The sequence below is a fragment of the Streptomyces sp. NPDC018263 genome (genome assembly GCF_055562575.1).
In genome coordinates this window covers 1-24,094 of the sequence record NZ_JBVHFA010000009.1, presented here as the reverse complement: position 1 = coordinate 24,094, position 24,094 = coordinate 1, and the positions used below count along the sequence as shown (strand labels likewise).

At 73.5% G+C, this 24,094-nt stretch carries 18 protein-coding genes; 11 read left to right on the top strand and 7 right to left on the bottom strand.

The window, feature by feature from the left end:
* Positions 1 to 34: 34 nt before the first annotated feature.
* Both ACZ3HQ_RS25065 and ACZ3HQ_RS25060 read right to left on the bottom strand, forming a co-directional pair.
* Positions 35 to 1,120: an S-(hydroxymethyl)mycothiol dehydrogenase gene (locus tag ACZ3HQ_RS25065; RefSeq protein WP_467514230.1), complete on the bottom strand. Its 1,086-nt coding sequence runs from the start codon at positions 1,118 to 1,120 to the stop codon at positions 35 to 37.
* Positions 1,121 to 1,281: 161 nt separating this feature from the next.
* Positions 1,282 to 2,121: an IclR family transcriptional regulator gene (locus ACZ3HQ_RS25060; protein WP_467514228.1), complete on the bottom strand. Its 840-nt coding sequence runs from the start codon at positions 2,119 to 2,121 to the stop codon at positions 1,282 to 1,284.
* 176 nt (positions 2,122 to 2,297) lie between these two features.
* Here ACZ3HQ_RS25060 and ACZ3HQ_RS25055 point away from each other — a divergent pair, with 176 nt between their 5' ends.
* Positions 2,298 to 2,621, top strand: coding sequence for a bifunctional 3-phenylpropionate/cinnamic acid dioxygenase ferredoxin subunit (locus ACZ3HQ_RS25055; RefSeq protein WP_467514227.1), 324 nt, complete (start codon positions 2,298 to 2,300; stop codon positions 2,619 to 2,621).
* A gap of 53 nt (positions 2,622 to 2,674) precedes the next feature.
* Positions 2,675 to 3,847: an NAD(P)/FAD-dependent oxidoreductase gene (locus ACZ3HQ_RS25050; protein ID WP_467514226.1), complete on the top strand. Its 1,173-nt coding sequence runs from the start codon at positions 2,675 to 2,677 to the stop codon at positions 3,845 to 3,847.
* A gap of 31 nt (positions 3,848 to 3,878) precedes the next feature.
* Here the strand turns inward: ACZ3HQ_RS25050 and ACZ3HQ_RS25045 are convergent, their stop codons facing one another.
* Positions 3,879 to 4,409 carry a hypothetical protein gene (locus ACZ3HQ_RS25045; RefSeq protein ID WP_467514224.1) on the bottom strand — a complete coding sequence of 177 codons (531 nt, stop codon included), beginning with the start codon at positions 4,407 to 4,409 and terminating at the stop codon, positions 3,879 to 3,881.
* Between the two features lie 416 nt (positions 4,410 to 4,825).
* On the opposite strand from ACZ3HQ_RS25045, the gene ACZ3HQ_RS25040 reads away from it, so the two are divergent.
* The 6 genes from ACZ3HQ_RS25040 to ACZ3HQ_RS25015 all read left to right on the top strand — a co-directional run bounded on the left by ACZ3HQ_RS25040 (position 4,826) and on the right by ACZ3HQ_RS25015 (position 13,263).
* Positions 4,826 to 7,531, top strand: a complete 2,706-nt coding sequence (locus tag ACZ3HQ_RS25040) for a sensor histidine kinase (RefSeq protein ID WP_467514222.1) — start codon at positions 4,826 to 4,828, stop codon at positions 7,529 to 7,531.
* Positions 7,528 to 7,962: a roadblock/LC7 domain-containing protein gene (locus ACZ3HQ_RS25035; protein WP_161190652.1), complete on the top strand. Its 435-nt coding sequence runs from the start codon at positions 7,528 to 7,530 to the stop codon at positions 7,960 to 7,962. Before ACZ3HQ_RS25040 ends, ACZ3HQ_RS25035 begins: the two co-directional genes overlap by 4 nt.
* 9 nt (positions 7,963 to 7,971) lie before the next feature.
* On the top strand, positions 7,972 to 8,370 hold the full coding sequence (locus tag ACZ3HQ_RS25030) for a DUF742 domain-containing protein (protein WP_467514220.1): 399 nt from the start codon (positions 7,972 to 7,974) through the stop codon (positions 8,368 to 8,370).
* A 24-nt stretch (positions 8,371 to 8,394) separates the two neighbouring features.
* A complete protein-coding gene (locus ACZ3HQ_RS25025) occupies positions 8,395 to 12,060 on the top strand; it encodes a hydantoinase B/oxoprolinase family protein (RefSeq protein ID WP_467514218.1) in 3,666 nt (1,221 codons plus the stop codon).
* Complete coding sequence (locus ACZ3HQ_RS25020; protein WP_356432181.1) at positions 12,038 to 12,646, top strand: GTP-binding protein; 609 nt, start codon at positions 12,038 to 12,040, stop codon at positions 12,644 to 12,646. Before ACZ3HQ_RS25025 ends, ACZ3HQ_RS25020 begins: the two co-directional genes overlap by 23 nt.
* A gap of 83 nt (positions 12,647 to 12,729) precedes the next feature.
* Positions 12,730 to 13,263 carry an NUDIX domain-containing protein gene (locus ACZ3HQ_RS25015; protein ID WP_467514215.1) on the top strand — a complete coding sequence of 178 codons (534 nt, stop codon included), beginning with the start codon at positions 12,730 to 12,732 and terminating at the stop codon, positions 13,261 to 13,263.
* Here ACZ3HQ_RS25015 and ACZ3HQ_RS25010 read toward each other — a convergent pair.
* Positions 13,257 to 15,578, bottom strand: a complete 2,322-nt coding sequence (locus tag ACZ3HQ_RS25010) for a glycoside hydrolase family 31 protein (RefSeq protein WP_467514760.1) — start codon at positions 15,576 to 15,578, stop codon at positions 13,257 to 13,259. The two genes, ACZ3HQ_RS25015 and ACZ3HQ_RS25010, sit on opposite strands and share 7 nt — an antisense overlap.
* Positions 15,579 to 15,789: 211 nt before the next feature.
* Here ACZ3HQ_RS25010 and ACZ3HQ_RS25005 point away from each other — a divergent pair, with 211 nt between their 5' ends.
* Entirely contained in the window at positions 15,790 to 17,757 is a 1,968-nt protein-coding gene (locus tag ACZ3HQ_RS25005; RefSeq protein ID WP_467514214.1) for an acetoacetate--CoA ligase, read from the top strand.
* 7 nt (positions 17,758 to 17,764) lie between these two features.
* On the opposite strand, the gene ACZ3HQ_RS25000 is transcribed toward ACZ3HQ_RS25005, so the two are convergent.
* Positions 17,765 to 19,084 carry an aminotransferase class I/II-fold pyridoxal phosphate-dependent enzyme gene (locus ACZ3HQ_RS25000; protein ID WP_467514212.1) on the bottom strand — a complete coding sequence of 440 codons (1,320 nt, stop codon included), beginning with the start codon at positions 19,082 to 19,084 and terminating at the stop codon, positions 17,765 to 17,767.
* A 45-nt stretch (positions 19,085 to 19,129) separates the two neighbouring features.
* Between ACZ3HQ_RS25000 and ACZ3HQ_RS24995 the strand changes: the two genes are divergently transcribed.
* Both ACZ3HQ_RS24995 and ACZ3HQ_RS24990 read left to right on the top strand, forming a co-directional pair.
* Positions 19,130 to 20,401, top strand: a complete 1,272-nt coding sequence (locus ACZ3HQ_RS24995; protein WP_467514210.1) for an MFS transporter — start codon at positions 19,130 to 19,132, stop codon at positions 20,399 to 20,401.
* 28 nt (positions 20,402 to 20,429) lie between these two features.
* Positions 20,430 to 21,323 carry a hypothetical protein gene (locus ACZ3HQ_RS24990; RefSeq protein ID WP_467514207.1) on the top strand — a complete coding sequence of 298 codons (894 nt, stop codon included), beginning with the start codon at positions 20,430 to 20,432 and terminating at the stop codon, positions 21,321 to 21,323.
* Positions 21,324 to 21,400: 77 nt separating this feature from the next.
* Here ACZ3HQ_RS24990 and ptsP read toward each other — a convergent pair whose 3' ends face one another.
* Positions 21,401 to 23,071 (bottom strand): phosphoenolpyruvate--protein phosphotransferase, encoded by a 1,671-nt coding sequence (gene ptsP / locus ACZ3HQ_RS24985; RefSeq protein ID WP_467514204.1) that lies wholly within the window; start codon positions 23,069 to 23,071, stop codon positions 21,401 to 21,403.
* A gap of 88 nt (positions 23,072 to 23,159) precedes the next feature.
* Positions 23,160 to 23,609, bottom strand: coding sequence for a PTS sugar transporter subunit IIA (locus tag ACZ3HQ_RS24980; RefSeq protein ID WP_135787980.1), 450 nt, complete (start codon positions 23,607 to 23,609; stop codon positions 23,160 to 23,162).
* Between the last annotated feature and the right edge of the window lie 485 nt (positions 23,610 to 24,094).

Genomic DNA, 24,094 nt, shown 5'->3' with positions numbered 1-24,094 from the left:
CGGACGGGGGTGGGGGAGTCGGTCGGGGCGGGTTTCAGAGAACGACGACCGAGCGCAGCACCTCGCCGCGCCGCATCCGGCCGAACGCCTTCTCGACCCCGTCGAGCGCGACGGTCTCCGACACGAAGGCGCCGAGGTCGAGGAGCCCGTAGAGGTACTGGTCGATGAGGAACGGGAAGTCCCGGCTCGGCAGGCAGTCGCCGTACCAGGAGGACTTGATCGCGCCGCCCCGCGAGAACACGTCGGTCAGGGGGAGTTCGACCTTCAGGCCGGGCTCGGGCACGCCGAGCTGGACCAGCAGTCCGGCGTGGTCGCGCATGTAGAAGGCTTGGGTGAAGGTCTCCGGGCGGCCCACCGCGTCGATGGCGAGGTCCACGCCGAAGCCGCCGGTGAGTTCCCGCACCGCCTGGACGGGGTCGGTGCCGCGGGAGTTGACGGTGTGCGTGGCGCCGAACCGTTCCGCCTGGTCCAGCTTGCGGTCGTCGATGTCGACGGCGATGACCTTCATGGCGCCGTTCAGGCAGGCCCCGGCGACGGCCGCGGCACCGACGCCGCCGCAGCCGATGACGGCCACCGAGTCGCCCCGGCCGACCCGGCCGGTGTGGACCGCGGCGCCGTAACCGGCCATCACCCCGCAGCCGATGAGCCCGGCGGCCTCGGGTCTGGCCGCCGGGTCGACCTTCACCGCCTGGCCCGCCGCGACCAGCGTCTTCTCGGCGAACGCCCCGATGCCCAGGGCGGCGGTGAGCGGGGTGCCGTCGGTCAGGGTCATCGGCTGGGCGGCGTTGCGGGAGTCGAAGCAGTACCAGGGACGGCCCCGGCGACAGGAACGGCAACCGCCGCAGGGCGCCCGCCAGGCCAGGACGACGTAGTCGCCCGGCCGCAGGTCCGTCACCCCCGCGCCCACGGCCGCCACCGTCCCGGCCGCCTCATGGCCCAGCAGGAACGGGAAGTCGTCCGTGATCGCGCCCTCCCGGTAGTGCAGGTCCGTATGGCAGACCCCGCACGCGCGGACGTCGACCAGCACCTCACCCGGACCAGGATCGGGGACGACGACCGTCCGGAGCTCGACGGGCGCCCCGCGCTTCACGGCGACTGCGGCACGGACCTCGTGTGGCACGACAGGCTCCTCTGCTGTTGCGCAGTGCACGATGGGTTGCGTGGTGAGGAACATAGTGGGAACCCCGCGACAGCACCGTCAAGAGGCACGCGTCAACCGCCTGGTGCCGCGCCGTGATCGCCCTGGTGGCCGGGCCCGCCGAACGTCCGCCCGGCCCTCCGTCAGAAGCCGTAGCCCATGCGCCGGGACAGCTCCTCGCCCGCCGTGGCCATCCGCTTCGCCACCACCGACAGCCGCTCCGGGCCCAGCCGGTACACCGGCCCGGAGACGCTGATCGCCGCGATGACCTTGCCGTCGTGCGCCCGGATCGGCGCGGCCGCGGCCGCGAGGCCCAGCTCCAGCTCGTCGGTGGTCATGGCGTATCCGCGCTCCAGCACGGACTCCAGCTCGGTCCGCAGCAGGGCCGCGCCGGTGACCGTGCGGTCGGTGAACCGGGGCAGCGGCCGGGCGAGGAAGCCCTCGCGCAGGGTGGGCGGCATGTGCGCGAGCAGCACCTTGCCGCTGGAGGTGGCGTGCAGCGGGGTGCGCCGGCCGAGCCAGTTCTGCGCGGTGACGGAGGCGGTGCCGCGGGCCTGCATGACATTGACGGCGGCGTCGTCGTCCAGCACCGCGATGTTCACCGTCTCGCCGAGTTCGTCGGCGGCCTCGCGGCAGACCGGGACGCCCTCCTGGGAGATGTCCAGCCGTACCGCCGCCGCTCCGGCGAGGCGCAGCACACCGGCGCCCAGGAAGTATTTGCCGCGGTCGCTGGCCTGGCTGACCAGGCCCCGGTTCTCCAGGACGCCGAGCAGCCGGAACGCGGTGGACTTGTGCACGTCCAGCTCCTCCGCGATCTCGGTGACGCCGGCCTCACCGTGCCGGGCGAGGATCTCCAGCACACTCACGGCACGGTCCACCGACTGCACGGAACTGGCCGCGCTCCGGCCTCTGCTCCGCTCCGCCGGACCGTCGTTCGCCCTGGTCTCGTCGCCGCGGTCGGACCGCTTCTGCGTGCGGCTCATGGCTCGACTCCCACCATCTGCCGGCCCGGTACGGGCCGCGTCTGCGGGAAGCCCTTGACGCGACGGCCGTCCCGCGCGGATTCTGTTGCGCACAGCGCTTGTTCGTGCGCCATGCGGAACATCATGTTACCGAAGCGTCCGTATCCCGGAAGGGGTGCGGATCTCTTGGAGGCCCCGTGATTCCCGTCTGCCGTCTCGAAGACCTCCCCGAGGGCGAGTCCGTCCGGCTCGACACCGCCCCGCCGATCGCCGTGTTCCGCACCGACGACGGCTCCCTGTACGCCGTCGACGACACCTGCACCCACCAGGACGCCTCACTCTCCGAGGGCTGGCTGGAGGGCTGCCTGATCGAATGCCCCCTGCACGCGGCCGCGTTCGACCTGCGCACCGGCGCCCCGACCTGCCTCCCGGCCCGGCACGCCCTGCGCACCCACCTCGTCACCGTGGACGACGGCATGATCCACGTCCACGTCACGGTCCGCGAGGGAACGGCCGCCTGACCGCGCCCTCGGGGACAACCTGACCGCGCCCTCGCGGACAAGGAGTCACGCACATGAGGACCGTGACCATCGTCGGCGCCTCCCTCGCCGGGCTGTACGCGGCACGCGAGCTGCGCGCACAGGGCTACGACGGCCGGCTGGTCGTCGTCGGCGACGAACCGCACCCGCCCTACGACCGCCCGCCGCTCTCCAAGGGCTTCCTCACCGGCCGCGCCGACGAGGAGCAACTCGCCCTGACGGACGCCGAGGAGAGGGCCGACCTCGACGCCGAATGGCTGCTCGGGGTCCGCGCGCGGGGCCTCGACACCCGGGCCCGCACCCTGCTGCTGGAGGACGGCCGCACCGTCGCCACGGACGGCCTGGTCATCGCCACCGGTGCCGTGGCCCGCCGCCTGCCCGGCGCCCCCGCCGGCGTCCACACCCTGCGCACCCTGGACGACGCCCGCGCCCTGCGCGCCCGGCTCACCGAGGGCCCGCGGCGGGTCGTCGTCATCGGCGGCGGCTTCATCGGCGCCGAGACCGCCGCGTCCTGTGCCGCCCTCGGCCATGACGTCACCGTGCTCGAAGCCGCCCCGCTGCCCCTGCTGCCCCAACTCGGCCCGGAGATGGCCGCCGTGTGCGCCACCCTGCACCGCCGGGGCGGGGTGAAGCTCCGCACCGGCATCGGGGTGACGCGCCTCGGCCGCGCCGGGTCGGACACGCGCGTGGAGCTGGCCGGCGGCCACACCCTGAGCGCGGACATCGTGATCGCCGGCATCGGCGCCGTCCCCAACACCGCCTGGCTGGCGGGCTCGACGCTCGCCCCGGGCGACGGCGTGCTCTGCGACGCCGGGTGCGTGACCGCGTTGCCCCAGGTGGTCGCCGTCGGTGATGTGGCCCGCGTCGGCGGCGTCCGCGCCGAGCACTGGACCTCGGCCACCGAGCAGCCCCGCGTCGCCGTGACCAATCTGCTCGCCGGACGCACCCTCGCCACCGCGCGGACGGTGCCCTACTTCTGGTCCGACCAGTACGGCTCCCGCATCCAGTTCGCGGGCCGGTACCGGGCCGGGGACACCGTCCGTGTCATCGAGGGCGAACTCACCGACGAGGGACCGGGCGACGGCGGCTTCCTGGCCCGCTACGAACGCGACGGCACCACCGTGGCCGTCCTCGCGGTGGACCGGTCCCGGCCCTTCACCCGCGCCCGGCGCGAACTCGGCAGGACGGTGCGGACCGCCTCACCTTGAGAGGAGAGGACCGGGCCGACGCCGGTCGATGTCAGGGGTGGGACAGCCGCTTCGCGCCGGCCCGCCTGGCTATCCGCTCCTGGTCCCGCCGCGCGGTGCGCTCACGCCGCCGCGCCGCCCGCCGCTCCCGGCGGAGCTGCCGGGCCGTGCTGCTCGGCTCGGAGACCACTCCGTACCGCTGGTTCCACACCTGGCGGGTCACCCAGACGTCGACCACCGCCCAGGTCGCCACCACCGTGCTCGCCACGCTGCTGATCACCATCGGGAACGCCGCCCAGGAACCGGCCAGCGTGCACAGGAACGCCACCATCGCCTGGATCAGCGTCACCGCGATGATCAGTACCGCCCGCACGGCGGCCGTACGCACCGGGTCCGCCATCCGGCGCCGCTTCGCCGGTTCCTCCACCCACAGCGGCCGGTACGCCGCCTGCTGCCGTCCGGTTCTCCCGCCACCCGGCGTGCGCGCCGGTATCCCGCGCTCCGGGCCCACCTGGTCCGGAATCCGCGCCGGGCGCTCCGCCACGCCCACCTCGGGCGCCTCGCGCCGCTCAGCCGTGCCCATCACCGTGTCACTCCCCACCGCCGGCATGCCGCTCGCCCCGGACCCCGAAGGCCCCGACTCCCCAGTGGCTGCCCGGCTTGCGCTGTTTTACGCGGCCGGGGTGAAGGATGCGGCTGGTGTGGCCGATTCCCTCCCCGTCTCCCCAAGTGAACGACGAACAAGGCCCCGCGAAGATTCCCGACTTGTGAAAATTTCCGGCCAACCGGTGTCCGTACTGTTTCGGCCCGCTTCCCCTGGACCCCTCCCGTCACGGCCGCAATCTCCCCCAATGCCCGGACAACTCGCCATCTACCGTCCCTGGCAAGGGAGTTCGTGCATCAGACGCGCCTTCGAGACACCCGCGGGGCGGTAGTAGGCTCGCGCCGTTCCGAGTCGGACACACGTACCCCGGGTGAGGGGGCGAGCTGGGGGAGGCCATGCGGTTTCGCGGGAAGTCGATCCGCCGGAAGATCGTGGCGCTGCTTCTCGTGCCGCTGGTGGCCCTGACCGTCGTCTGGGCGTTCGCCACCGTGCTGACGGGAAGTGAGGTCGCCCGGTCGCTGCGCGTCTCACGCGCCGTGAAGGACATCGGCCACCCCACCGAGGGCACCGTCCGCGACCTCCAGCACGAGCGCCGGCAGAGCCTCGTCTACCTCGCCGACCCGCGCGCCGCCGACGCCCTGGCCGAGCTGCACCGTTCCCGCACCGCCACCGACCGCGCCCTGGCCACCCTCCGCGCCAACGCACAGAACCCCGAGACCCGCGACGCGCTGCGCGGCGAGGACGGCGAACGCCTCACCACCGCGCTGGACGCCCTCGGCGGCCTGGAGTCCCTGCGCCGCAGCGTCGAGGAGCGCACCCTCACCCGGGCCGGCGCCCTCGACCTCTACAACCGCCTGGTCGACCCCTGCTACGCCCTGGTCGCCGCGGTCGACGGCGTCGACGACGTGGAGATGGACAAGCAGGCTGGGGCCCTCGTCAACACCGGCCGCGCCCGCGAACTCCTCTCCCGCGAGGACGCCATCCTCGGCTCCGCCCTGGTGGTCGGCAGCCTTTCCCGCGAAGAGGCCCGCCAGGTCTCCGACCTCGTCGCCCAGCGCACCCTCCTCTACGACGTCAGCCTCCCGCTGCTGCCCGGCCCGGAACGCGACCGCTACAAGAGCTACTGGCGCAACGCCACCACCGCCCCGCTGCGGGCGGCCGAACGCGAGGTCATCGACACCGGCGCCGGCATCCCGCGCGGTGTCACCACCGCGAGCTGGCACGCCGTCGCCGGAGGCGTCCTCGAAGACCTCGGCACCATGGACGACCAGGCCGGCTCCCGCTTCCGCGACCGGGTACGGCCCGTCACCTACGGCGTCATCGCCCAGGCCGCCGTCGTCGGCGTACTCGGCCTCGCGGCCCTCCTCGTCTCCCTCGTCCTGTCCGTGCGCGTCGGCCGCCGGCTCATCCGGGACCTGAAGCGGCTACGGACGGAGGCGCACGAGGCGTCCGCCGTCCGGCTGCCCCATGTGATGCGCCGCCTCTCCGCGGGCGAACCGGTGGACGTGGAGAGCGAGGTGCCCCGGCCCGAGTACGACCAGAACGAGATCGGCGAGGTCGGCCGTGCCCTCAACACCCTCCAGCGGGCCGCCGTCGAGGCCGCCGTGAAGCAGTCCGAACTGCGCGCCGGGGTCTCCGAGGTGTTCGTCAACCTCGCCCGCCGCAGCCAGGTGCTGCTGCACAAGCAGCTCACCCTGCTGGACACCATGGAGCGCCGCACCGAGGACACCGACGAACTCGCCGACCTCTTCCGTCTGGACCACCTCACCACCCGCATGCGCCGCCACGCCGAGGGCCTGGTGATCCTCTCCGGCGCCGCGCCCTCCCGGCAGTGGCGCCGCCCGGTGCGGCTCATGGACGTCGTCCGCGCCTCCGTCGCCGAGGTGGAGGACTACGAGCGCGTGGAGGTACGGCGGCTGCCCCGCGTGGCCGTCATCGGCCCCGCCGTCTCCGACCTCACCCACCTCGTGGCCGAACTGCTGGAGAACGCCACGCTGTTCTCGCCCCCGCACACCAATGTGCACGTGGTGGGGGAGCGGGTCGCCAACGGCTTCGCCCTGGAGATCCACGACCGTGGCCTCGGCATGACCGCCGAGGCGCTGCTCGACGCCAACCTGCGGCTCGCGGAGACCCCCGAGTTCGAGCTGTCCGACACCGACCGGCTCGGCCTGTTCGTGGTCAGCCGCCTCGCCCGCCGCCAGCACGTACGCGTCTCCCTCCAGCCCTCTCCCTACGGCGGCACCACGGCCGTCGTCCTCATCCCCGACGCGCTGCTCACCGACGACGCCCCCGACACCAACGGCATCGGCATCCGGCTCGGCGACCTGTCCAAGGAGACCCAGCGGACGCGGGAACGCGGCATCGCGCGGCCCGTGGCGGACGCGGCCGACGAACCGGCCGAGCTGGGCGCCCTGGTGGACCGGCGCGCCCTGGACGCCCCCGCCGGGGACTTCCCGAGCGTGCTGGCGGACGACGACGGCGAACTGGGCGGCATCTTCCGCGCCCGCAGCCTCGCCCCCGCCGACCTCCACGACGCCGGCGCCCTCGTCCCGCCGCCCCGGCGCGAGCCGCCGAAGCTGGTCAGCTCGCACGGCGAGCCCGTCGCGCCGGGTGCCGAGCCCTTCGGTGCCGAGCCCGACGGCCCGCCCCCGCTGCCCACCCGCCGCCGGGGCGACTCCGGCAGGCGCCCCACGCCCCGGACCGCCCGCACCGCCACCGCCGAGCAGCCCGAGACCGCGCCCGCCGACACCGACGCGCTGCCCCCGGAGCTGCCGCGCCGGACCCGGCCCGGCCCGGACACCCCCGACCCGATCAGCGCGGCGGCCGCCCACGCGGCCCCCGCCCCCGCCGACCCGGCGCCCGACGGCACCGCCCCGCTGCCCAAGCGCGTACGCCAGGCCAACCTGGCACCGCAGCTCCGGCGCGAGCCCGACCGGCGCCCCGAGAACACCTTCGAGCCCGCCGTACGCGACGCCGACGAGGTCCGCTCCCGGATGGCATCGCTCCAGCGCGGCTGGGAGCGCGGCCGTGAGGAGAACGCTGAGGGCGACCGAGCCCACAGCGGTACAGCACAAGGAACGACTGAGGGAGACGGTCGATGACCGCACCGAACGCGACCGGCCACACGGACACCAAGAAGAAGGAGCTGAACTGGCTCCTCGACGACCTGGTCGACCGGGTCGCCAGCATCCGCAAGGCCGTCGTCCTGTCCGGCGACGGCCTGGCCATGGGCGTGTCCACCGACCTGACCAGGGAGGACAGCGAGCACCTGGCCGCCGTGGCGTCCGGCTTCCACAGCCTCGCCAAGGGCGTGGGCCGCCACTTCGAGGCGGGCAACGTCCGCCAGACCGTGGTCGAGCTGGACGACGCCTTCCTCTTCGTGACGGCCGCCGGCGACGGAAGCTGCCTCGCCGTCTTCTCCGACGCCGACTCCGACGTCGGCCAGGTCGCCTACGAGATGACGCTGCTGGTCAAGCGGGTCGGCGTCCATCTGGGCAGTGCCCCGCGCAGCGAGCCGCCCGTGGGCGGGTAGTCGGACGACATGAGCGGAGAGGGTCAGAGAAACGGCGGCCACTGGTTCGACGACGAGGCGGGCCCTGTCGTCCGCCCGTACGCCATGACACGTGGCCGCACCAGCAGCCCCGGCCAGCACGTCCTCGACCTGATCGCGGTCGTCGTCACCGAACCGGACGCCGGCGACCCCGAGGACGACCCGACGCTGGCGCCGGAGCACGTGGAGATCGTCGGCCGCTGCCGGGACGAACCGCAGTCGGTCGCCGAACTCGCCGCCGGACTCGACCTGCCCGTAGGAGTTGTACGCGTCCTGATCGGGGACCTCGTGCACGCCGAACTCGTCCATGTGACGCGTCCGGTGCCCCCGGCCGAGCTGCCGGACGAGAGTATCCTGCGCGACGTGATCGACGGCCTCCGGGCGCTGTGACCAGCGCGGAAGCGGGGTAGTGACGTGACAGGCTGGGAGTTCTGGGTCGACCGGGGCGGCACCTTCACCGACATCGTCGCGCGCCGCCCCGACGGCGGCCTGCTCACCCACAAGCTGCTCTCCGACAACCCCGCCCGGTACGCCGACGCGGCCGTGGCGGGCGTCCGCCACCTGCTCGGCGGCTCCCCGGAGCCCGTCGAGGCGGTCCGGATGGGCACCACCGTCGCCACCAACGCGCTGCTGGAGCGCAAGGGGGAGCGCACCCTGCTGGTGATCACCCGCGGCTTCCGCGACGCCCTGCGGATCGGCTACCAGAACCGCCCGCACCTCTTCGCCCGCCACATCGAGCTGCCCGAGCAGCTCTACGAGCGCGTGGTCGAGGTGGACGAGCGGATCGCCGCCGACGGCACCGAACTGCGCGCCCCCGACCTGGCCGCCCTGGAGGGGGAACTGCGCCGCGCGTACGAGGACGGCATCCGCGCGGTCGCCGTCGTCTGTCTGCACAGCCACCTCCACCCCGGCCACGAGCGGGCCGTGGGCGAGCTGGCCGAGCGGGTCGGCTTCCCGCAGGTCTCGCTGTCCAGCGAGGTCAGCCCGCTGATGAAGCTGGTCCCGCGCGGGGACACCGCCGTGGCCGATGCCTACCTCTCGCCCGTCCTCCACCGCTACGTCCGGCACGTCGCCGACGAACTGCGGGACGCGCGGCTGATGTTCATGCAGTCCAACGGCGGGCTCACCGAGGCCGGGCAGTTCCGGGGCAAGGACGCCGTGCTGTCCGGGCCCGCCGGAGGCATCGTCGGCATGGCCCGGATGTCGGAACTGGCCGGGCACGACCGTGTCATCGGCTTCGACATGGGCGGCACCTCCACCGACGTCTCCCACTTCGCCGGGGAGTACGAGCGGGTCTTCACCACCCGGATCGCGGGCGTCAGGCTGCGCGCCCCCATGCTGGACATCCACACCGTCGCGGCGGGCGGCGGTTCCGTGCTCCACTTCGACGGCTCCCGCTACCGGGTGGGCCCCGACTCGGCCGGAGCCGACCCCGGTCCGGCCTGCTACCGCGCGGGCGGCCCGCTCACCGTCACCGACGCCAACGTCATGCTCGGCCGTGTCCAGCCCGACCACTTCCCGGCCGTCTTCGGCCCCGGTGGCGACCAGCCCCTGGACGCCACCGCCGTCCGGGACGGCTTCGCCGCGCTGGCCCGCGAGATCCGCGAGGCCACCGGCGACGACCGCACCCCCGAGCAGGCGGCCGAGGGATACCTGCGCATCGCGGTCGCCAACATCGCGGGCGCGATCAAGCGGATCTCCGTCCAGCAGGGCCACGACGTCACCCGCTACGCCCTCACCACCTTCGGCGGCGCCGGGGGCCAGCACGCCTGCAAGGTCGCCGACGCCCTCGGTATCCGCACCGTCCTGGTGCCGCCCATGGCCGGTGTGCTCTCGGCGCTCGGCATGGGCCTCGCCGACACCACGGCGATGCGCGAGCAGTCCGTCGAGGCACCCCTGACCGAGGCGGCCATGCCCGGCGTCCACGAGACCGCCGACGAGCTGGAGGCCGCCGCCCGCGCCGAACTCCGCGCCGAGGACGTGCCGGAGGACCGCATCCGCACCGCCCGCCGCGCCCAGCTCCGCTACGACGGCACCGACACCACCCTCACCGTCGACCTCACCGACCCCGGTGCCATGCGGCGGGACTTCGAGGAACGCCACCGCGCCACCTACACCTTCACCCTGGACCGCGACATCGTCGTCGAAGCCCTCTCCGTGGAAGCCACCGGCCTCACCCCGCCCCCCGATCTCTCCGCCCTCGCCCCCTACGAGGGCACCCCCGCCGCACCCGACACCGTCCGCCTGCACACCGGCGGCGCCTGGCGCGACGTACCCCTGCACCGCCGGGAGGCCCTGCCGCCCGGCGACACCGTCACCGGCCCCGCGATCATCACCGAGGCCGGCACCACGACCGTCGTCGACGAGGGCTGGCAGGCCACCGCGAACGACCACGGACATCTGGTGATGGAACGGACTGCCGTCACGGAGAGTTCCCGGCCCGACACGGAAGTCGATCCGGTCCTGTTGGAGGTCTTCAACAACCTCTTCATGTCCATCGCCGAGCAGATGGGCGCCCAACTGGAGTCCACCGCCCAGTCGGTCAACATCAAGGAACGCCTGGACTTCTCCTGCGCCCTGTTCGACCCGGACGGCAACCTGGTGGCCAACGCCCCGCACATCCCCGTCCACCTCGGCTCCATGGGCACGAGCGTCAAAGAGGTCGTCCGCCGCCGGGGCGCGCGGATGCGGCCCGGCGACAGCTACGCCGTCAACGACCCGTACCACGGCGGCACCCACCTGCCCGACGTCACCGTGATCACCCCGGTCTTCGGCGGCGGGCCGGACCCCGAGATCCTCTTCCACGTCGCCTCGCGCGGACACCACGCCGAGATCGGCGGCATCGCCCCCGGCTCCATGCCTGCCGGCAGCCGCACCATCGAGGAGGAAGGCGTCCTCTTCGACAACTGGCCGCTCACCGAGGACGGCCGCCTCCGCGAGGAGGAGACCCGCCGCCTGCTCACCGACGCCGCGTACCCCTCGCGCAACCCCGACACCAACCTCGCCGACCTGCGCGCCCAGATCGCCGCCAACCAGAAGGGCGCCGACGAACTGGGCCGCATGATCGAGGAGTTCGGCCTCGACGTGGTCCAGGCGTACATGAGGCACGTCCAGGACAACGCCGAGGAATCCGTCCGGCGCGTCATCGACGCCCTGGACGACGGGGAGTACGCCTACGAGACCGACTCGGGCGCCGTGATCCGGGTCCAGGTGCGGGTCGACCGGGCCGGGCGCCGGGCCACCATCGACTTCACCGGCACCTCCGCCCAGCTCGGCACCAACTTCAACGCGCCCTCCGCCGTGGTCCACGCGGCCGTGCTGTACGTCTTCCGCACCCTCGTCGCCGACGACATCCCGCTCAACGACGGCTGCCTGCGCCCCCTCGACATCGTCGTACCGCCCGGCTCGATGCTCGCCCCCGAGGCGCCCGCGGCCGTGGTCGCGGGCAACGTGGAGACCTCCCAGGCCATCACCGGCGCCCTCTACGCGGCGCTCGGCGTCCAGGCCGAGGGCTCCGGCACGATGAACAACGTCACCTTCGGCAACGACGACCACCAGTACTACGAGACGATCGCCTCCGGTTCGGGCGCGGGCGACACCTTTCCGGGCGCCGATGTGGTGCAGACCCATATGACCAACTCCCGGCTCACCGACCCCGAGGTGCTGGAGTGGCGCCTGCCCGTCCGCCTGGACGAGTTCGCGGTACGGCGGGGGAGCGGCGGCGCCGGACGACAGCGCGGCGGGGACGGCGCGGTACGCCGCCTCCGCTTCCTGGAACCGATGACCGTCTCCGCCCTCTCCCAGCACCGCCGCGTCCCCCCGTACGGTATGGCGGGCGGCGCACCCGGCGCCCTCGGCGCCAACCGGGTCGAGCACGCCGACGGCACGGTCACCGACCTGGGCTCCAGCGGCTCGGCCGAGGTCGCGCCCGGTGACGTACTCGTCGTCGAAACCCCTGGTGGCGGGGGCTACGGCACGCCACCGAACGACCCTTGTGCCACGGACACCGACACCCGTACCCGACCCACCGACACCCACCGAGCAGGAGAAGCGAGCGATGGTCTTCGAGCGACGAGCTGAACGCGGCAAGCCCCCCGTCGAGCCCGTCACGCTCAAGATCCTGGTGGCCGGCGGGTTCGGCGTCGGCAAGACCACCATGGTCGGCGCGGTCAGCGAGATCCGGCCACTGCGCACCGAGGAGGTGCTGACCGAGGCCGGGCGGCCCATCGACGACACCGACGGCGTCGAGGGCAAGCGCACCACCACCGTGGCCATGGACTTCGGCCGCATCACCCTCCGCGCCGACCTCGTGCTCTATCTGTTCGGCACGCCCGGCCAGGAGCGGTTCTGGTTCATGTGGGACGAGCTGTCCGAGGGCGCGCTCGGCGCGGTCGTCCTCGCCGACACCCGGCGCCTGGAGGACTGCTTCGCCGCCGTCGACTACTTCGAGCGGCGGTCGATCCCGTTCGTCGTCGGCGTCAACTGCTTCGAGGGAGCCGCCCGTTACCCCGCCGAGTCGGTCCGCAAGGCGCTCGACCTCGACCCGGACGTGCCCGTCCTGCTGACCGACGCCCGCGACCGGGAATCGGTCAAGGCCGTGCTGATCGGCGTCGTCCAGCACGCCATGGAACTGGCCGCCGAACGCCGCCGCGCCCTCGCCACCTGACCCGTGGGGCACCCGCCCCACCCGTCCCTCCCGTCCCTCCGGAACCCCGCGACACGCCCGCCGCGATCGGATACAGTCCGCGCGTGTCCGAGATTCAGCAGCCGGCCGCCAACTCCGGCCCCGGTTCCCACTGTTCGAGCTGCGGGGCCCCCTACGGGGACGGCGTCACCGGCTGGCCGCGCACCTGCCCCGGCTGCGGCACCACCGCCTACCGCAACCCGCTGCCGGTGGCCGTCGTGCTCCAGCCCGTGTACGACACCCACGGCGCCGCCCTGGTCGTCATCACCCGGACCGTCGCCCCGCAGTTCGGCGGCGTCGCGCTGCCCGGCGGGTTCATCGACGACCACGAGGACTGGAAGCACGCCGCCGTCCGCGAACTGCGCGAGGAGACCGGCATCGAGGCCGACGCCCGTGACCTGCGGCTGGTGGACGCCATGAGCTCGCCCGGCGGCCATCTGCTCCTCTTCGGGGTCCTCCCGGAACGCTCCGCCGACTCGCTCCCGGCCTCCGCCGCCACCGACGAGACCGAGGGCTGGCACCTGCTGCGCGGCCCCGAGGAACTCGCCTTCCCGCTGCACACGCTGGCCGTCCGCGCCTGGTTCGAGGGCCGCTACTGACCGGTGGCGGCCTCGCCGAGCCCCCGTACCCGCACCGGCCGGGACGGCTCGGCGGGGCCGCCGTCCCCCTCCCGGGTGACGACCACGCGCGTGCCGTCCCAGCGGGTGGCGTACCGCTCGACCTCCCCCGTGTCGAGCACCACCGCGCCGCCCCCGGGCCGCCCCGGCGCGGGCGCCCACACCTCCAGCTCCAGGGCGCCGTCCGCACCCCGCACCGGAACGACGGCACCTGCGCGCGCGAGCACCGGAATCCGCTCCCGAGGAGCCTCCACCAGCACCTGCCCCGGCCCCTCGTACGCCCGCTCCGTGACCGTGTCGTACCAGCGCCCCCTCGGCAGCCGCACCGCCCGCCGCTCGGTGCCGGGGTCCAGCACGGGCGCCACCAGCAGGCTGTCACCCAGCAGGAACGCGTCCTCGCAGTCCCGCAGCGCCCTGTCCTCCGGCGCCCCCCACCACACCGGCCGCACAGCGGGCGCCCCCGTCCACCGGGCCAGATGCGCCAGCGTCACGAAGTACGGCGTGAGGCGCCGCCGTCCGAGCAGCGCCACGCGCGCGTGCCCCAGCACCTCCGCCCCGAACTCCCACGGCTCCCGCCCCGCACGCGCGCCCGTGCGCGTGCGGAACAGCGGCAGATACGCGCCGAGCTGGAACCACCGCAGATACAGCTCCGGCGACACCTCACCGCCGGGCCCGCCGACATCCGTCCCCGCGTACGGCACCCCGCACAGGCCGAGCCCCAGCACCAGGGACAGCGACGCCCTGAGCGCCGGCCAGCCCGTCCCCACGTCCCCCGTCCCGACCCCGCCGTACCGCTGCGACCCGGCCCAGCCGGACCGGGAGAGGACGAAGGGCCGCTCCTCGGGCGCGAGTTCGCGCAGCCCCTCGTACGCGGCACGGGCCATGCACAGGGCGTCCAGGTTGTGCGCCTCCCGGTGGTCGCCGCCGGCCCCCTCCAGGGCGTGCCGGGCCGAGCGCGGCAGCGGCGGCTCCCCCAACGCCTCCCGCGCGGAGGGCTCGTGGGCGCCATGCCAGAAGCCGGCGAACCCCTGCTCCAGCCGCTCCTCGTAGAGCCCGCCCCACCACGCGCGCGCCCGCGCGTGCGTGAAGTCCGGGAACACCGACTCCCCGGCCCGCCCCTCACCCCGTACCGTCCGCCCCGACGCGTCCCGCACGAACGCGTCCACGGCCGAGCCGCCCTCGTACACCGCGTCCCCGGGCACCACCCGTACCGCCGCGTCGACGGCCGACACCAGCCGCACGCCGTCCCGGCGCAGCTCCTCCGCCAGCACCGGCAGCTTGGGGAAACGGTCCTGGTCGACGCTGAAGGGGCGGCCGCCCTCGTGGTGGCCGGCGTCCAGATGCACGGCGTCCAGGGGGAGATCGCGCTCCTGGTAGCCCGCGACGATCGCGCGTAGCTCCTGCTCCCCGGTGAAGTCCCGCGCGTGCTGGTGTCCCAGCGCCCAGGCGGGCGGCAGCGCGGGCGCGCCGGTCAGCGACGCCCAGGCGCCCAGCACCCGCGCGGGGGTGCCCGCGATCACCCAGCAGCGCAGCGGACCCCCGGCCATCCGTATCTCGCAGCGCCCGGCCCGGTCGTGCCCGGACCCGGCCCCCCCCTCGCCCTCCCGCAGGACCACCGTCCCGTCCCAGGTCGTGTCGTGGAACACCAGATGCGCCGAGGCGTCCGCCACCACGAGCTGCACCGGCATCGCCACGGGCACCGCCCCGTTCCACAGCCGGTACGCGCCGTCCCGCAGCCGGGGCCCCGAGGTCCGCCCGCCCAGCCCGAAGAACCGCGCGTCCGCCGCCACCTCGGCCCGCTGCGTCCAGCGCGCCGCACCCCCGCCCAGCGGCTCCCACCAGCGCGGCGGCAGCTCCCGGCGCAGCACGAGCCCGCCGGGCGTGCGGATCTCCACCGCCCCGTACCGGGACACCGCGACGGTCACCCGCTCGGCCACCACCTGCCAGCCACCGTCCTTGTCCGGCTCCAGCACCGCACGAGGATCGACCTCGGGCGCCCCGCCGGCCAGCGCGTACGACGGCTCCGGGCCGGCGCCGTCCCAGCCGAGGAACACCGCCCCGCCGACCGCCACCACGATCCGCAGCTCCGAGCGCGCGAACCGGATCACCCCGCCCCCGGGCCCCGGCTCCGCGTCCCGCACCTGGCCCGGCACCCGCGCCCGCTCCGCGCCCCTGGGCGGCAGCCCCACGGCGTCGCTGCGCCTGCGGTGCCACGCCGCCCGCACCGCCCGCATCCCCCGCGCGGCGCGCCCCGCGCCGACCCCGCCCCACGAACGCACCAGGTCACGACCGTCCATGCTGCTCACCCTGTCACTGTGCGCGGCACGCGCGTGTGCCGTTCAACTGCCGTTCACCGTGGTGGGACCACATCGTTGACACACGCACCATGTGGGGGCGTGCCCTGGTGCCGAAGTCGATCACATGGCATCGTCCCTGTCAGCCCTGTCCCGCGCACCCCTCAGCCGTGCGCGGACGACGCAACGACGCGTACAGTCCGGGAGCCGCATCATGTCCACCGCGCATCCGCAGCCGCTCTGGCAGCCCACCGACGAGCGGATCGCCCGTGCCCGCATCACCCGCTTCCAGGCATGGGCCGCCGAGCACCACGGCGCCCCCGCCGAGGGCGGCTACCCGGCCCTGCACCAGTGGTCCGTGGCCGAGCCGGAGAACTTCTGGACGGCCGTCACCCGGTGGTTCGACGTCCGCTTCTCGACGCCCTACGCGCGCGTGCTCGGCGACCGCGCCATGCCCGGCGCCGAGTGGTTCCCCGGCGCCACCCTCAACTACGCCGAGCACGCCCTGCGCGCCGCCGCCGACCGCGCCGACGAGCCCGCGCTGCTGTACGTCGACGAGACCCACGACCCCCGCCCGGTGACCTGGGCCGAACTGCGCCGCCAGGTAGGCGCCCTGGCCGCCCGCCTCCGCGACCTCGGCGTACGCCCCGGCGACCGGGTCAGCGGCTATCTGCCCAACATCCCAGAGGCCGTCGTCGCCCTGCTCGCCACGGCCGCCGTCGGCGCCGTGTGGACCTCCTGCGCGCCCGACTTCGGCGCGCGCAGCGTCCTGGACCGCTTCCAGCAGGTCGAGCCCGTCGTCCTGTTCACCGTCGACGGCTACCGCTACGGCGGCAAGGAGCACGACCGCCGCGAGACCGTCGCCGAACTCCGCCGCGAACTGCCGACCCTGCGCGCGGTCGTGCACATCCCGCTGCTCGGCACCGAGGCCCCCGAGGGCGCCCTGGACTGGTCCGGCCTGACGGCCGGCGACACCGAGCCGGTCTTCGAACAGGTCCCCTTCGACCACCCGCTGTGGGTGCTGTACTCCTCCGGTACGACCGGCCTGCCCAAGGCCATCGTCCAGTCCCAGGGCGGCATTCTGGTCGAGCACCTCAAGCAGCTCGGCCTGCACTGCGACCTCGGCCCCGAGGACCGCTTCTTCTGGTACACCTCGACCGGCTGGATGATGTGGAACTTCCTCGTCTCCGGCCTGCTCACCGGCACCACGATCGTCCTGTACGACGGCAGCCCCGGCTACCCCGACACCGGCGCCCAGTGGCGCGTCGCCGAACGCACCGGCACCACCCTCTACGGCACCTCGGCCGCCTATGTCATGGCCTGCCGCAAGGCGGGCGTCCACCCGGCCCGCGACTTCGACCTCTCCACCGTCCAGTGCGTCGCCACCACCGGCTCCCCGCTGCCCCCGGACGGCTTCCGCTGGCTGCACGACGAGGTCCGCGACGACCTGTGGATCGCCTCCGTCAGCGGCGGCACCGACGTCTGCTCCTGCTTCGCCGGAGCCGTGCCCACCCTGCCCGTGTACACCGGTGAACTCCAGGCCCCCGGCCTCGGCACCGACCTCCAGTCCTGGGACCCGAGCGGCGAGCCGCTGGTGGACGAGGTGGGCGAGCTGGTCGTCACCAACCCCATGCCGTCCATGCCGATCCGCTTCTGGAACGACCCCGACGGCAGCCGCTACCGCGAGAGCTACTTCGACGTCTATCCCGGCGTGTGGCGGCACGGCGACTGGATCACCGTCACCTCACGCGGCTCGGTGATCATCCACGGCCGCTCCGACTCCACGCTGAACCGCCAGGGCGTCCGCATGGGCTCCGCCGACATCTACGAGGTGGTCGAGCGCCTCCCGGAGATCAAGGAATCCCTGGTCGTCGGCATCGAACAGCCCGACGGCGGCTACTGGATGCCCCTCTTCGTCCACCTCGCCCCCGGCGCCGCCCTGGACGACGCCCTCCGGGACCGCGTAAAGAAGGCCATCCGCGAACAGCTCTCGCCCCGGCACGTCCCGGACGAGATCATCGAGGTGCCCGGCGTACCGCACACCCTCACCGGCAAGCGCATCGAGGTCCCGGTCAAACGCCTCCTCCAGGGCACCCCGCTGGAGAAGGCGGTCAACCCCGGCTCCATCGACGACCTGACCCTGCTCGGCTTCTACGAGCAACTCGCCCGCAAGCGCGCCTGACCCCGCCTCAGCCCCCGTAGGTGGCCTCGGACTCGCCCAGCACGGCCGCGAAGTCCGAGGCCAGCCGCACCGCCTCCGGCGGCTGGAGATCCGCCGTGGTGATCCGCACCCCCGGCGCCGACGCCAGCCGGAACCGCGCCCCGGCCGCCACCCACCAGCCGCGCGAACGCAGCCCGTTCACCACGGCCGACTCGTCCCGCACCGGCACCCAGAGGTTCATCCCGCTCTCGCCGTGGGCGCGGATGCCTCGCTCTTTCAGAGCCTGGGTCAGCGCGGCCCGGCGCAGGGCGTACTCCGCACGCGCGTGTGCCACCAGCTCCCGCGTGCTCCCGTCCGTCAGCAGGCCGTGCACCGTCTCCTGGAGCAGGTGACTGACCCAGCCGGAGGTCAGCAGCAGCCGTCCGTCGTGCCGGGCCAGCGTCACCGGGTCGCACGCGGCCGCCGCCCACCGCAGGTCGGTGCCGAGGAACTTGCTCACCGTCCGGACGTGCGCCCAGCGGGCCGGACCCCTCGCGGCCAGCGAGTGCAGGGGCGCGGCGGCGATGTCGGAGGCGTGGTCGTTCTCCAGCACCAGCACGTCCGGCGCCTCCCGCAGCACCTCGGCCAGCGCGTCCCGGCGGGCCACCGAGAAGGCTCCGCCGAAGGGGTTCTGCGCCCGTGGACTGAGCACCACCGCGCGCACCCCGGCCCGCAGGGCGCCCCGCAGCTCCTCCGGGCGCATCCCCTCGCCGTCCACCGCGACCGGCACCGTAGGCAGTCCCAACGCTGCGACCAGGTCCAGCAGATGGTGATATCCGGGGTCCTCCATCGCCACGGCGTCGCCCGGCCGAAGCTCGGCCGAGAGCACCCGGCCGACGAAGTCCAGCGCCCCGTGCGCGAAGGTCACCTGCTCCACCGGCACCCCGTCCGCCCCGATCCACTCGCGCACCGCGTCCTCCAACCGCGCGAGCCGGGGAGCGGAGCGGTGCGAGCGGACACCGGGGGAGAGGCGCGAGGGCGGCACCAGGGCGGGCAGCAGCGCCGGATCGGGGTGCCCGCCGGCCAGGTCCCGCAGGCCCTCGGGCACCTTGGGCGGGCGCCGGGACGCCACCGAGGGCGCCTCCGCCACGACCGTCCCGCCCCGGCCGAGGGTCACCACGATCCCGCGCCGCCGCAACTCTTTGTACGCGGTGGCCACGGTGCCCGGACTCACCCCCAGCTCCTCCGCGAGCCGCCGTACCGGGGGCAGCGCCGCCCCAGGCGACAACGCCCCCTCGGCCACGCCCTGTTCGACGGAACGCGTAATCCCCTTGGCGGTCGTACCGCTGACCTCATATTGTGTTGCCACGTAGCTGATTATGTATCAGTACATAAAACGAGGCAAGGGGGAGCCGTGGCCGCGAAGCCCGGAGCAGCCGACCACCGAGCACGAATTCCGGGAGGCCGCGACGGACGCCGGATGCTCGCCGTCAACCTCCTCGACCGCATCGGCAGCGGCCTGTGGGCCTCCGTCTCGGTCCTGTACTTCACCTACGTCTCCCACCTCTCCGCCGCCCAGGTCGGCACCCTCGCCGCGGTCGCCGGCGCCCTCGGCATAGCGGGCGCGCCCCTCGGCGGCCGCCTCGCCGACCGCTTCCGGCTCACCCACGTCCTGCTCGCACTCCAACTCCTGCGCGCCGTCGCCTCGTTCGCCCTCCTCACCACCGACCACTACGGCCTGCTGGTGACCTACTCCGCCCTCGGCGCCCTCGGTGACCGCGCCGCAAGCATCCTGACCAAGCTCTACGCCACCCGTGTCGCCGGACCCGAGCGCGTCCGCTACCAGGCCGTCAACCGCACCGCCGCCAACGCAGGCTGGGCCCTGGGCGGCCTCGCCGCGGCCGCCGCCCTCACCCTCGGCACCACCACCGCCTACCGCTGGCTCCTCACCGGCGACGCGCTCTCCTTCGTCCTCGTCGCCCTCCTCACCCTCACCTGCGCCGAACCCCCTTCCGCGAGCCGTGTCGCCGCCACCGCCGAGGACGCACCCCGCGCCCGCCCCCGCACCCCCTGGCGCGACCGCACCTACCTCGCCTACGTAGGCACCGAGACCGTGCTCTTCCTCGACGACACCTACTTCAAGATCGGCCTGCCGCTCTGGATCGCCCACACCGAAGGCGTCCCGCACGGCCTCGCACCCCTGCTGCTCGTGCTCAACAGCGCACTGGTCGTCGCCTTCCAAGTACCGCTCGCCCGCTTCGGCGCCACCACCGAGGCGTCCCGCCGGCTCCTCCTCCCGCTCTCCGCCCTCTTCGCCCTGGGCGGCCTCGCCATGACCCTCTCCGCCACCGGCGACCCGGTCCGCGCGACCTGCCTGCTCACCGCCTCGGCCACCCTCTTCACCCTCGCCGAGATGCTGCACGCCACCGTCTCCTGGGAACTCTCCGTCGCCCTCGCCCCCGACGACGCCCAGGGCACCTACCTCGGCGTCCACGGCCTCGCCCAGGCCACCCAGCGCTCCCTCGGCCCCCTCGCCGTCACCGCCGCCCTCACCCTCGGCCCCCTCGGCTGGACCGCCCTCGGCACCACCATCGCCCTGACCTGCGCAATCCAGCACCGCCTGGTCCGCGACCGGCTCCGCCCGACCCCGTTGTCAGTGCCCCCGGTTACGGTGAGTGAGCACTGATCGACAGCGCACACAACGGGGGAACACCATGGCACGCACCGACCACCAGACCATGCGACGCGTCCTGCGCCGCGAGATCGCGGGCACCGTCGGCCTGCTCACCGACGAACACGACTTCCGCGCCATGCGGCGCTACCGCAGCTTCACCTTCGACGACCACACCACCTACCTGCGCCAGATGGAAGCCGTCCTCAAAACCCGCGCCGCGCAGGGCAGTCACACCGCACTCGCCCTCTTCGACCCCGACGAGTACGCCGAGTTCTGCACCGCCACCGGACTCGACCCCGAAGCCCCCGCCAGCCGCGGCCGCTTCACCGCCGAACTCGCCGCCCTCGGCCCCACCATCCCCTACGAGGGCGAACCCCTCAGCGCACTCCTCCCCGCCCTCGTCGGCGAAGCCGTACGCCAGGCCACCTGGGAGTACGCCACCACCCTCCTGACCCGCCTCGGCCCCTGCGCCACCTGCGGCGAGGACATCGGCCGCGCCGCCTTCATCCGCGCCTCCGCCCTCCTCGCCCGCGTCCTTCACACCGCGCCACCGGGCGCCCAGCACCTCGTGTGCAGCGTCGCCGGCCCGCCCGAGACCCTCGTCGCCGTCCTCCACGCCGACGCCGACGCCCATGGCGCAGCCGAACCCGACCAGGCCGAAGCACTCGAATTCACCAGCGTCCTCGCCCTCGGCCTCGCCACCCGCAGCCCCGGCGGACTCGTCATCCGGGTCAGCGCACCGGACCGCCCCGACCGCGTCCACGGCTGGCGCCTGCGTGCCGGACACCTCCAGCCGCTCACCGCCTCCGAGGTCTTCGACGCCTACTGCACCGACATCGACACCGGCGACCTCATCGCCCCCGAATCAGGCGTCGACTACCGCGCCGCCCCCGACCTCACGGACGACGACCAGGACCGGGGACACCACCACTGAAACGCGCCAGGGGCGCCCCACCCGAAGGATGGGACGCCCCTGACCACCACGAACACGTACGTGCGAGCGGGAACCGGCTACTCGCCGGACAGCACCGCCTGAGCCGCCGCCCGCGCCTCGTCCGCGCTGTCCGCCGTACGCGCGGCCGCCGCGGCCCGCTCGCACTGCGCCAGCGTGTGCTTCGCCAGCGTGGCCCGCACATACGGGATCGACGCCGCGCCCATCGACAAGGAGGTGACCCCCAGACCCGTCAGCACACACGCCAGCACCGGGTCGGACGCGGCCTCACCGCACACCCCGCAGCTCTTGCCTTCGGCCCGCGCCGCCTCGGCGGACAGCGCGACCAGGTCGAGCAGCGCGGGCTGCCACGGGTCCTGGAGCCGCGAGACCGCACCCACCTGCCGGTCGGCGGCGAACGTGTACTGCGCGAGGTCATTGGTGCCCAGCGACAGGAACTCGACCTCCCGCAGGATCGACCGCGCTCGCAGCGCGGCCGACGGGATCTCCACCATCGCGCCGTACTTCGCGCGCAGCCCCGCCTCCCGGCAGGCATCCGCGAACGCCCTGGCGTCGGCACGGTCCGCCACCATGGGCGCCATGACCTCCAGGTGCACCGGCAGCCCCTCGGCGGCCTTCGCCAGCGCCGTCAACTGCGTCCGCAGCACCTCCGGGTGGTCCAGCAGCGTCCGCAGACCCCGCACACCGAGCGCCGGGTTCGGCTCGTCCGCCGGCGTCAGGAACTCCAGCGGTTTGTCCGCACCCGCGTCGAGCACCCGCACCACGACCCGGCCCTCGGGGAACGCCTCCAGCACCTGCCGGTAGGCCGTCACCTGCTTCTCCTCGGACGGCGCGTTCTTGCTGTCGTCCAGGAACAGGAACTCGGTACGGAACAGACCCACACCCTCGGCCCCGGCTTCCAGCGCGGCCGGCACGTCCGCCGGACCACCGATGTTGGCCAGCAGCGGCACCTTGTGCCCGTCCGCCGTCACACCCGGACCGCTCGACGCGGCCAGCGCGGCCTTCCGCTCGGCGGCGGCCGACTCCAGCCGGGCCGTCGTCTCCCCGGTCGGGTTCACGAAGATGTCGCCCGAGCTGCCGTCCACCGCGATCACCGTGCCCTCGGCCAGCTCACCGGCACCGGGCAGCGCGACCACCGCCGGCACCCCGAGCGCCCGCGCCAGGATGGCGCTGTGGCTGGTCGGCCCGCCCTCCTCAGTCACGAAACCCAGCACCAGCGCCGGGTCCAGCAGCGCGGTGTCGGCGGGAGCCAGGTCGCGGGCCACCAGTACATAGGGGTGGTCGCTGTCCGGCACACCCGGCATCGGCACCCCGAGCAGCCGCGCCACGATGCGGTTGCGCACGTCGTCCAGGTCGGCCACCCGCCCGGCCAGGTACTCACCCGCGTTGGCCAGCAGCTCGCGGTACGCCGCGAACGCGTCGTACACCGCGCGCTCGGCGGTGCTGCCCACGGCGATCCGCCGCTCCACGTCCGACATCAGCTCGGGGTCCTGGGCCATCAGCGCCTGGGCCTCCAGCACGGCCTGCGCCTCGCCGCCGGCCAGGTTGCCGCGCGCCGTCAGGTCGGCGGCCACGGCGTCCACGGCCTGCCGGGCACGGCCCTGCTCGCGCTCCGCGTCCTGCGCCGGGATCTGCTTGGCCGGCGGCTCGAGCACCGCCGTGCCCATGTGCCTGACCTCGCCGATCGCCACACCGTGGCTCACACCGACGCCTCGCAGCGTTGTCTCCATCTCACCGTCTCCGCTAATGCGGCGGCCGCCGCCGCCGCGTTGGTTGTCGTACATGCCGTAGGACGGCCGAGCCGTCAGGACAAGGAGATCAGGACCAGGAGAAGAGGCTGTCGCCGGTCTTCACGTCGCCGGTCTCGCGCAGCTCGGCGAGGGACTCGGCCGTCGCCTCCAGCGCGACGACGGGACAGATGGGTGACTTGCCGGCGGTCTCGACCGCGGCCGGGTCCCAGCGCACCACGGCCTGGCCGCGTGCGACGGTGTCCCCCTTGTTCACGAGCAGCTCGAAGCCCTCGCCGTTGAGCTGGACCGTGTCGATACCGAGGTGGACGAGCACACCGTGCCCGCTCTCGTCGACCACGACGAACGCGTGCGGGTGCAGGGAGACGACGACGCCGTCCACGGGCGACACGACCTCGGAGGGCTCGCGCACCGGGTCGATCGCGGTACCGGGGCCCACCATGGCCCCGGAGAAGACCGGATCGGGCACGTTGGCCAGTCCGATGGCGCGTCCGGCGAGGGGGGACGTCACGTGGGTCATGGGGGGCCTCCCGATGAGTGGGGTAGGTGGCGGTTCCCCAGAGAAGTTAGCAGCTAGTGGTCTAGACCACCATCCTCGGGGGTTTGCGTTGTCGCCCGGACTTGTGTACAGTCATCGTCCTGCCTGAGACCGGGCGGCGCGACAGCGCGCTCACCCTCGGCAGCACCCAAACTCGTCAGATCCTATCTCGGGATCAGTTCTCGCATGCTTGCGAACGACTGGTCAGGGACACGGAAAAACCCTGCTAGAGTTTGGACCGCCGAAAGGGAAACGCGGAAGCGGAAACGCCGAAGTGAAAACCTGGAAAGCGCCGAGGAAATCGGATCGGAAAAGATCTGATAGAGTCGGAAACACCGAAGGGAAGCCCGGAGGAAAGCCCGAGAGGGTGACTACAAAGGAAGCGACCGTTCCTTGAGAACTCAACAGCGTGCTAAAAGTCAACGCCAGATATGTTGATAACCCCGTCTCCAGTCATCGACTGGGAC

Excerpts from the sequence above, each read along its gene's own strand:
- ptsP (WP_467514204.1), bottom strand. The coding sequence starts at position 23,071 with ATGGAGACAACGCTGCGAGGCGTCGGTGTGAGCCACGGTGTGGCGATC.
- ACZ3HQ_RS25035 (WP_161190652.1), top strand. The coding sequence starts at position 7,528 with ATGACCGCACCGAACGCGACCGGCCACACGGACACCAAGAAGAAGGAG.
- ACZ3HQ_RS24980 (WP_135787980.1), bottom strand. The coding sequence starts at position 23,609 with ATGACCCACGTGACGTCCCCCCTCGCCGGACGCGCCATCGGACTGGCC.
- ACZ3HQ_RS25005 (WP_467514214.1), top strand. The coding sequence starts at position 15,790 with ATGTCCACCGCGCATCCGCAGCCGCTCTGGCAGCCCACCGACGAGCGG.
- ACZ3HQ_RS25040 (WP_467514222.1), top strand. The coding sequence starts at position 4,826 with ATGCGGTTTCGCGGGAAGTCGATCCGCCGGAAGATCGTGGCGCTGCTT.
- ACZ3HQ_RS25060 (WP_467514228.1), bottom strand. The coding sequence starts at position 2,121 with ATGAGCCGCACGCAGAAGCGGTCCGACCGCGGCGACGAGACCAGGGCG.
- ACZ3HQ_RS25045 (WP_467514224.1), bottom strand. The coding sequence starts at position 4,409 with ATGGGCACGGCTGAGCGGCGCGAGGCGCCCGAGGTGGGCGTGGCGGAG.
- ACZ3HQ_RS25050 (WP_467514226.1), top strand. The coding sequence starts at position 2,675 with ATGAGGACCGTGACCATCGTCGGCGCCTCCCTCGCCGGGCTGTACGCG.
- ACZ3HQ_RS25030 (WP_467514220.1), top strand. The coding sequence starts at position 7,972 with ATGAGCGGAGAGGGTCAGAGAAACGGCGGCCACTGGTTCGACGACGAG.
- ACZ3HQ_RS24990 (WP_467514207.1), top strand. The coding sequence starts at position 20,430 with ATGGCACGCACCGACCACCAGACCATGCGACGCGTCCTGCGCCGCGAG.
- ACZ3HQ_RS25010 (WP_467514760.1), bottom strand. The coding sequence starts at position 15,578 with ATGGACGGTCGTGACCTGGTGCGTTCGTGGGGCGGGGTCGGCGCGGGG.
- ACZ3HQ_RS25020 (WP_356432181.1), top strand. The coding sequence starts at position 12,038 with ATGGTCTTCGAGCGACGAGCTGAACGCGGCAAGCCCCCCGTCGAGCCC.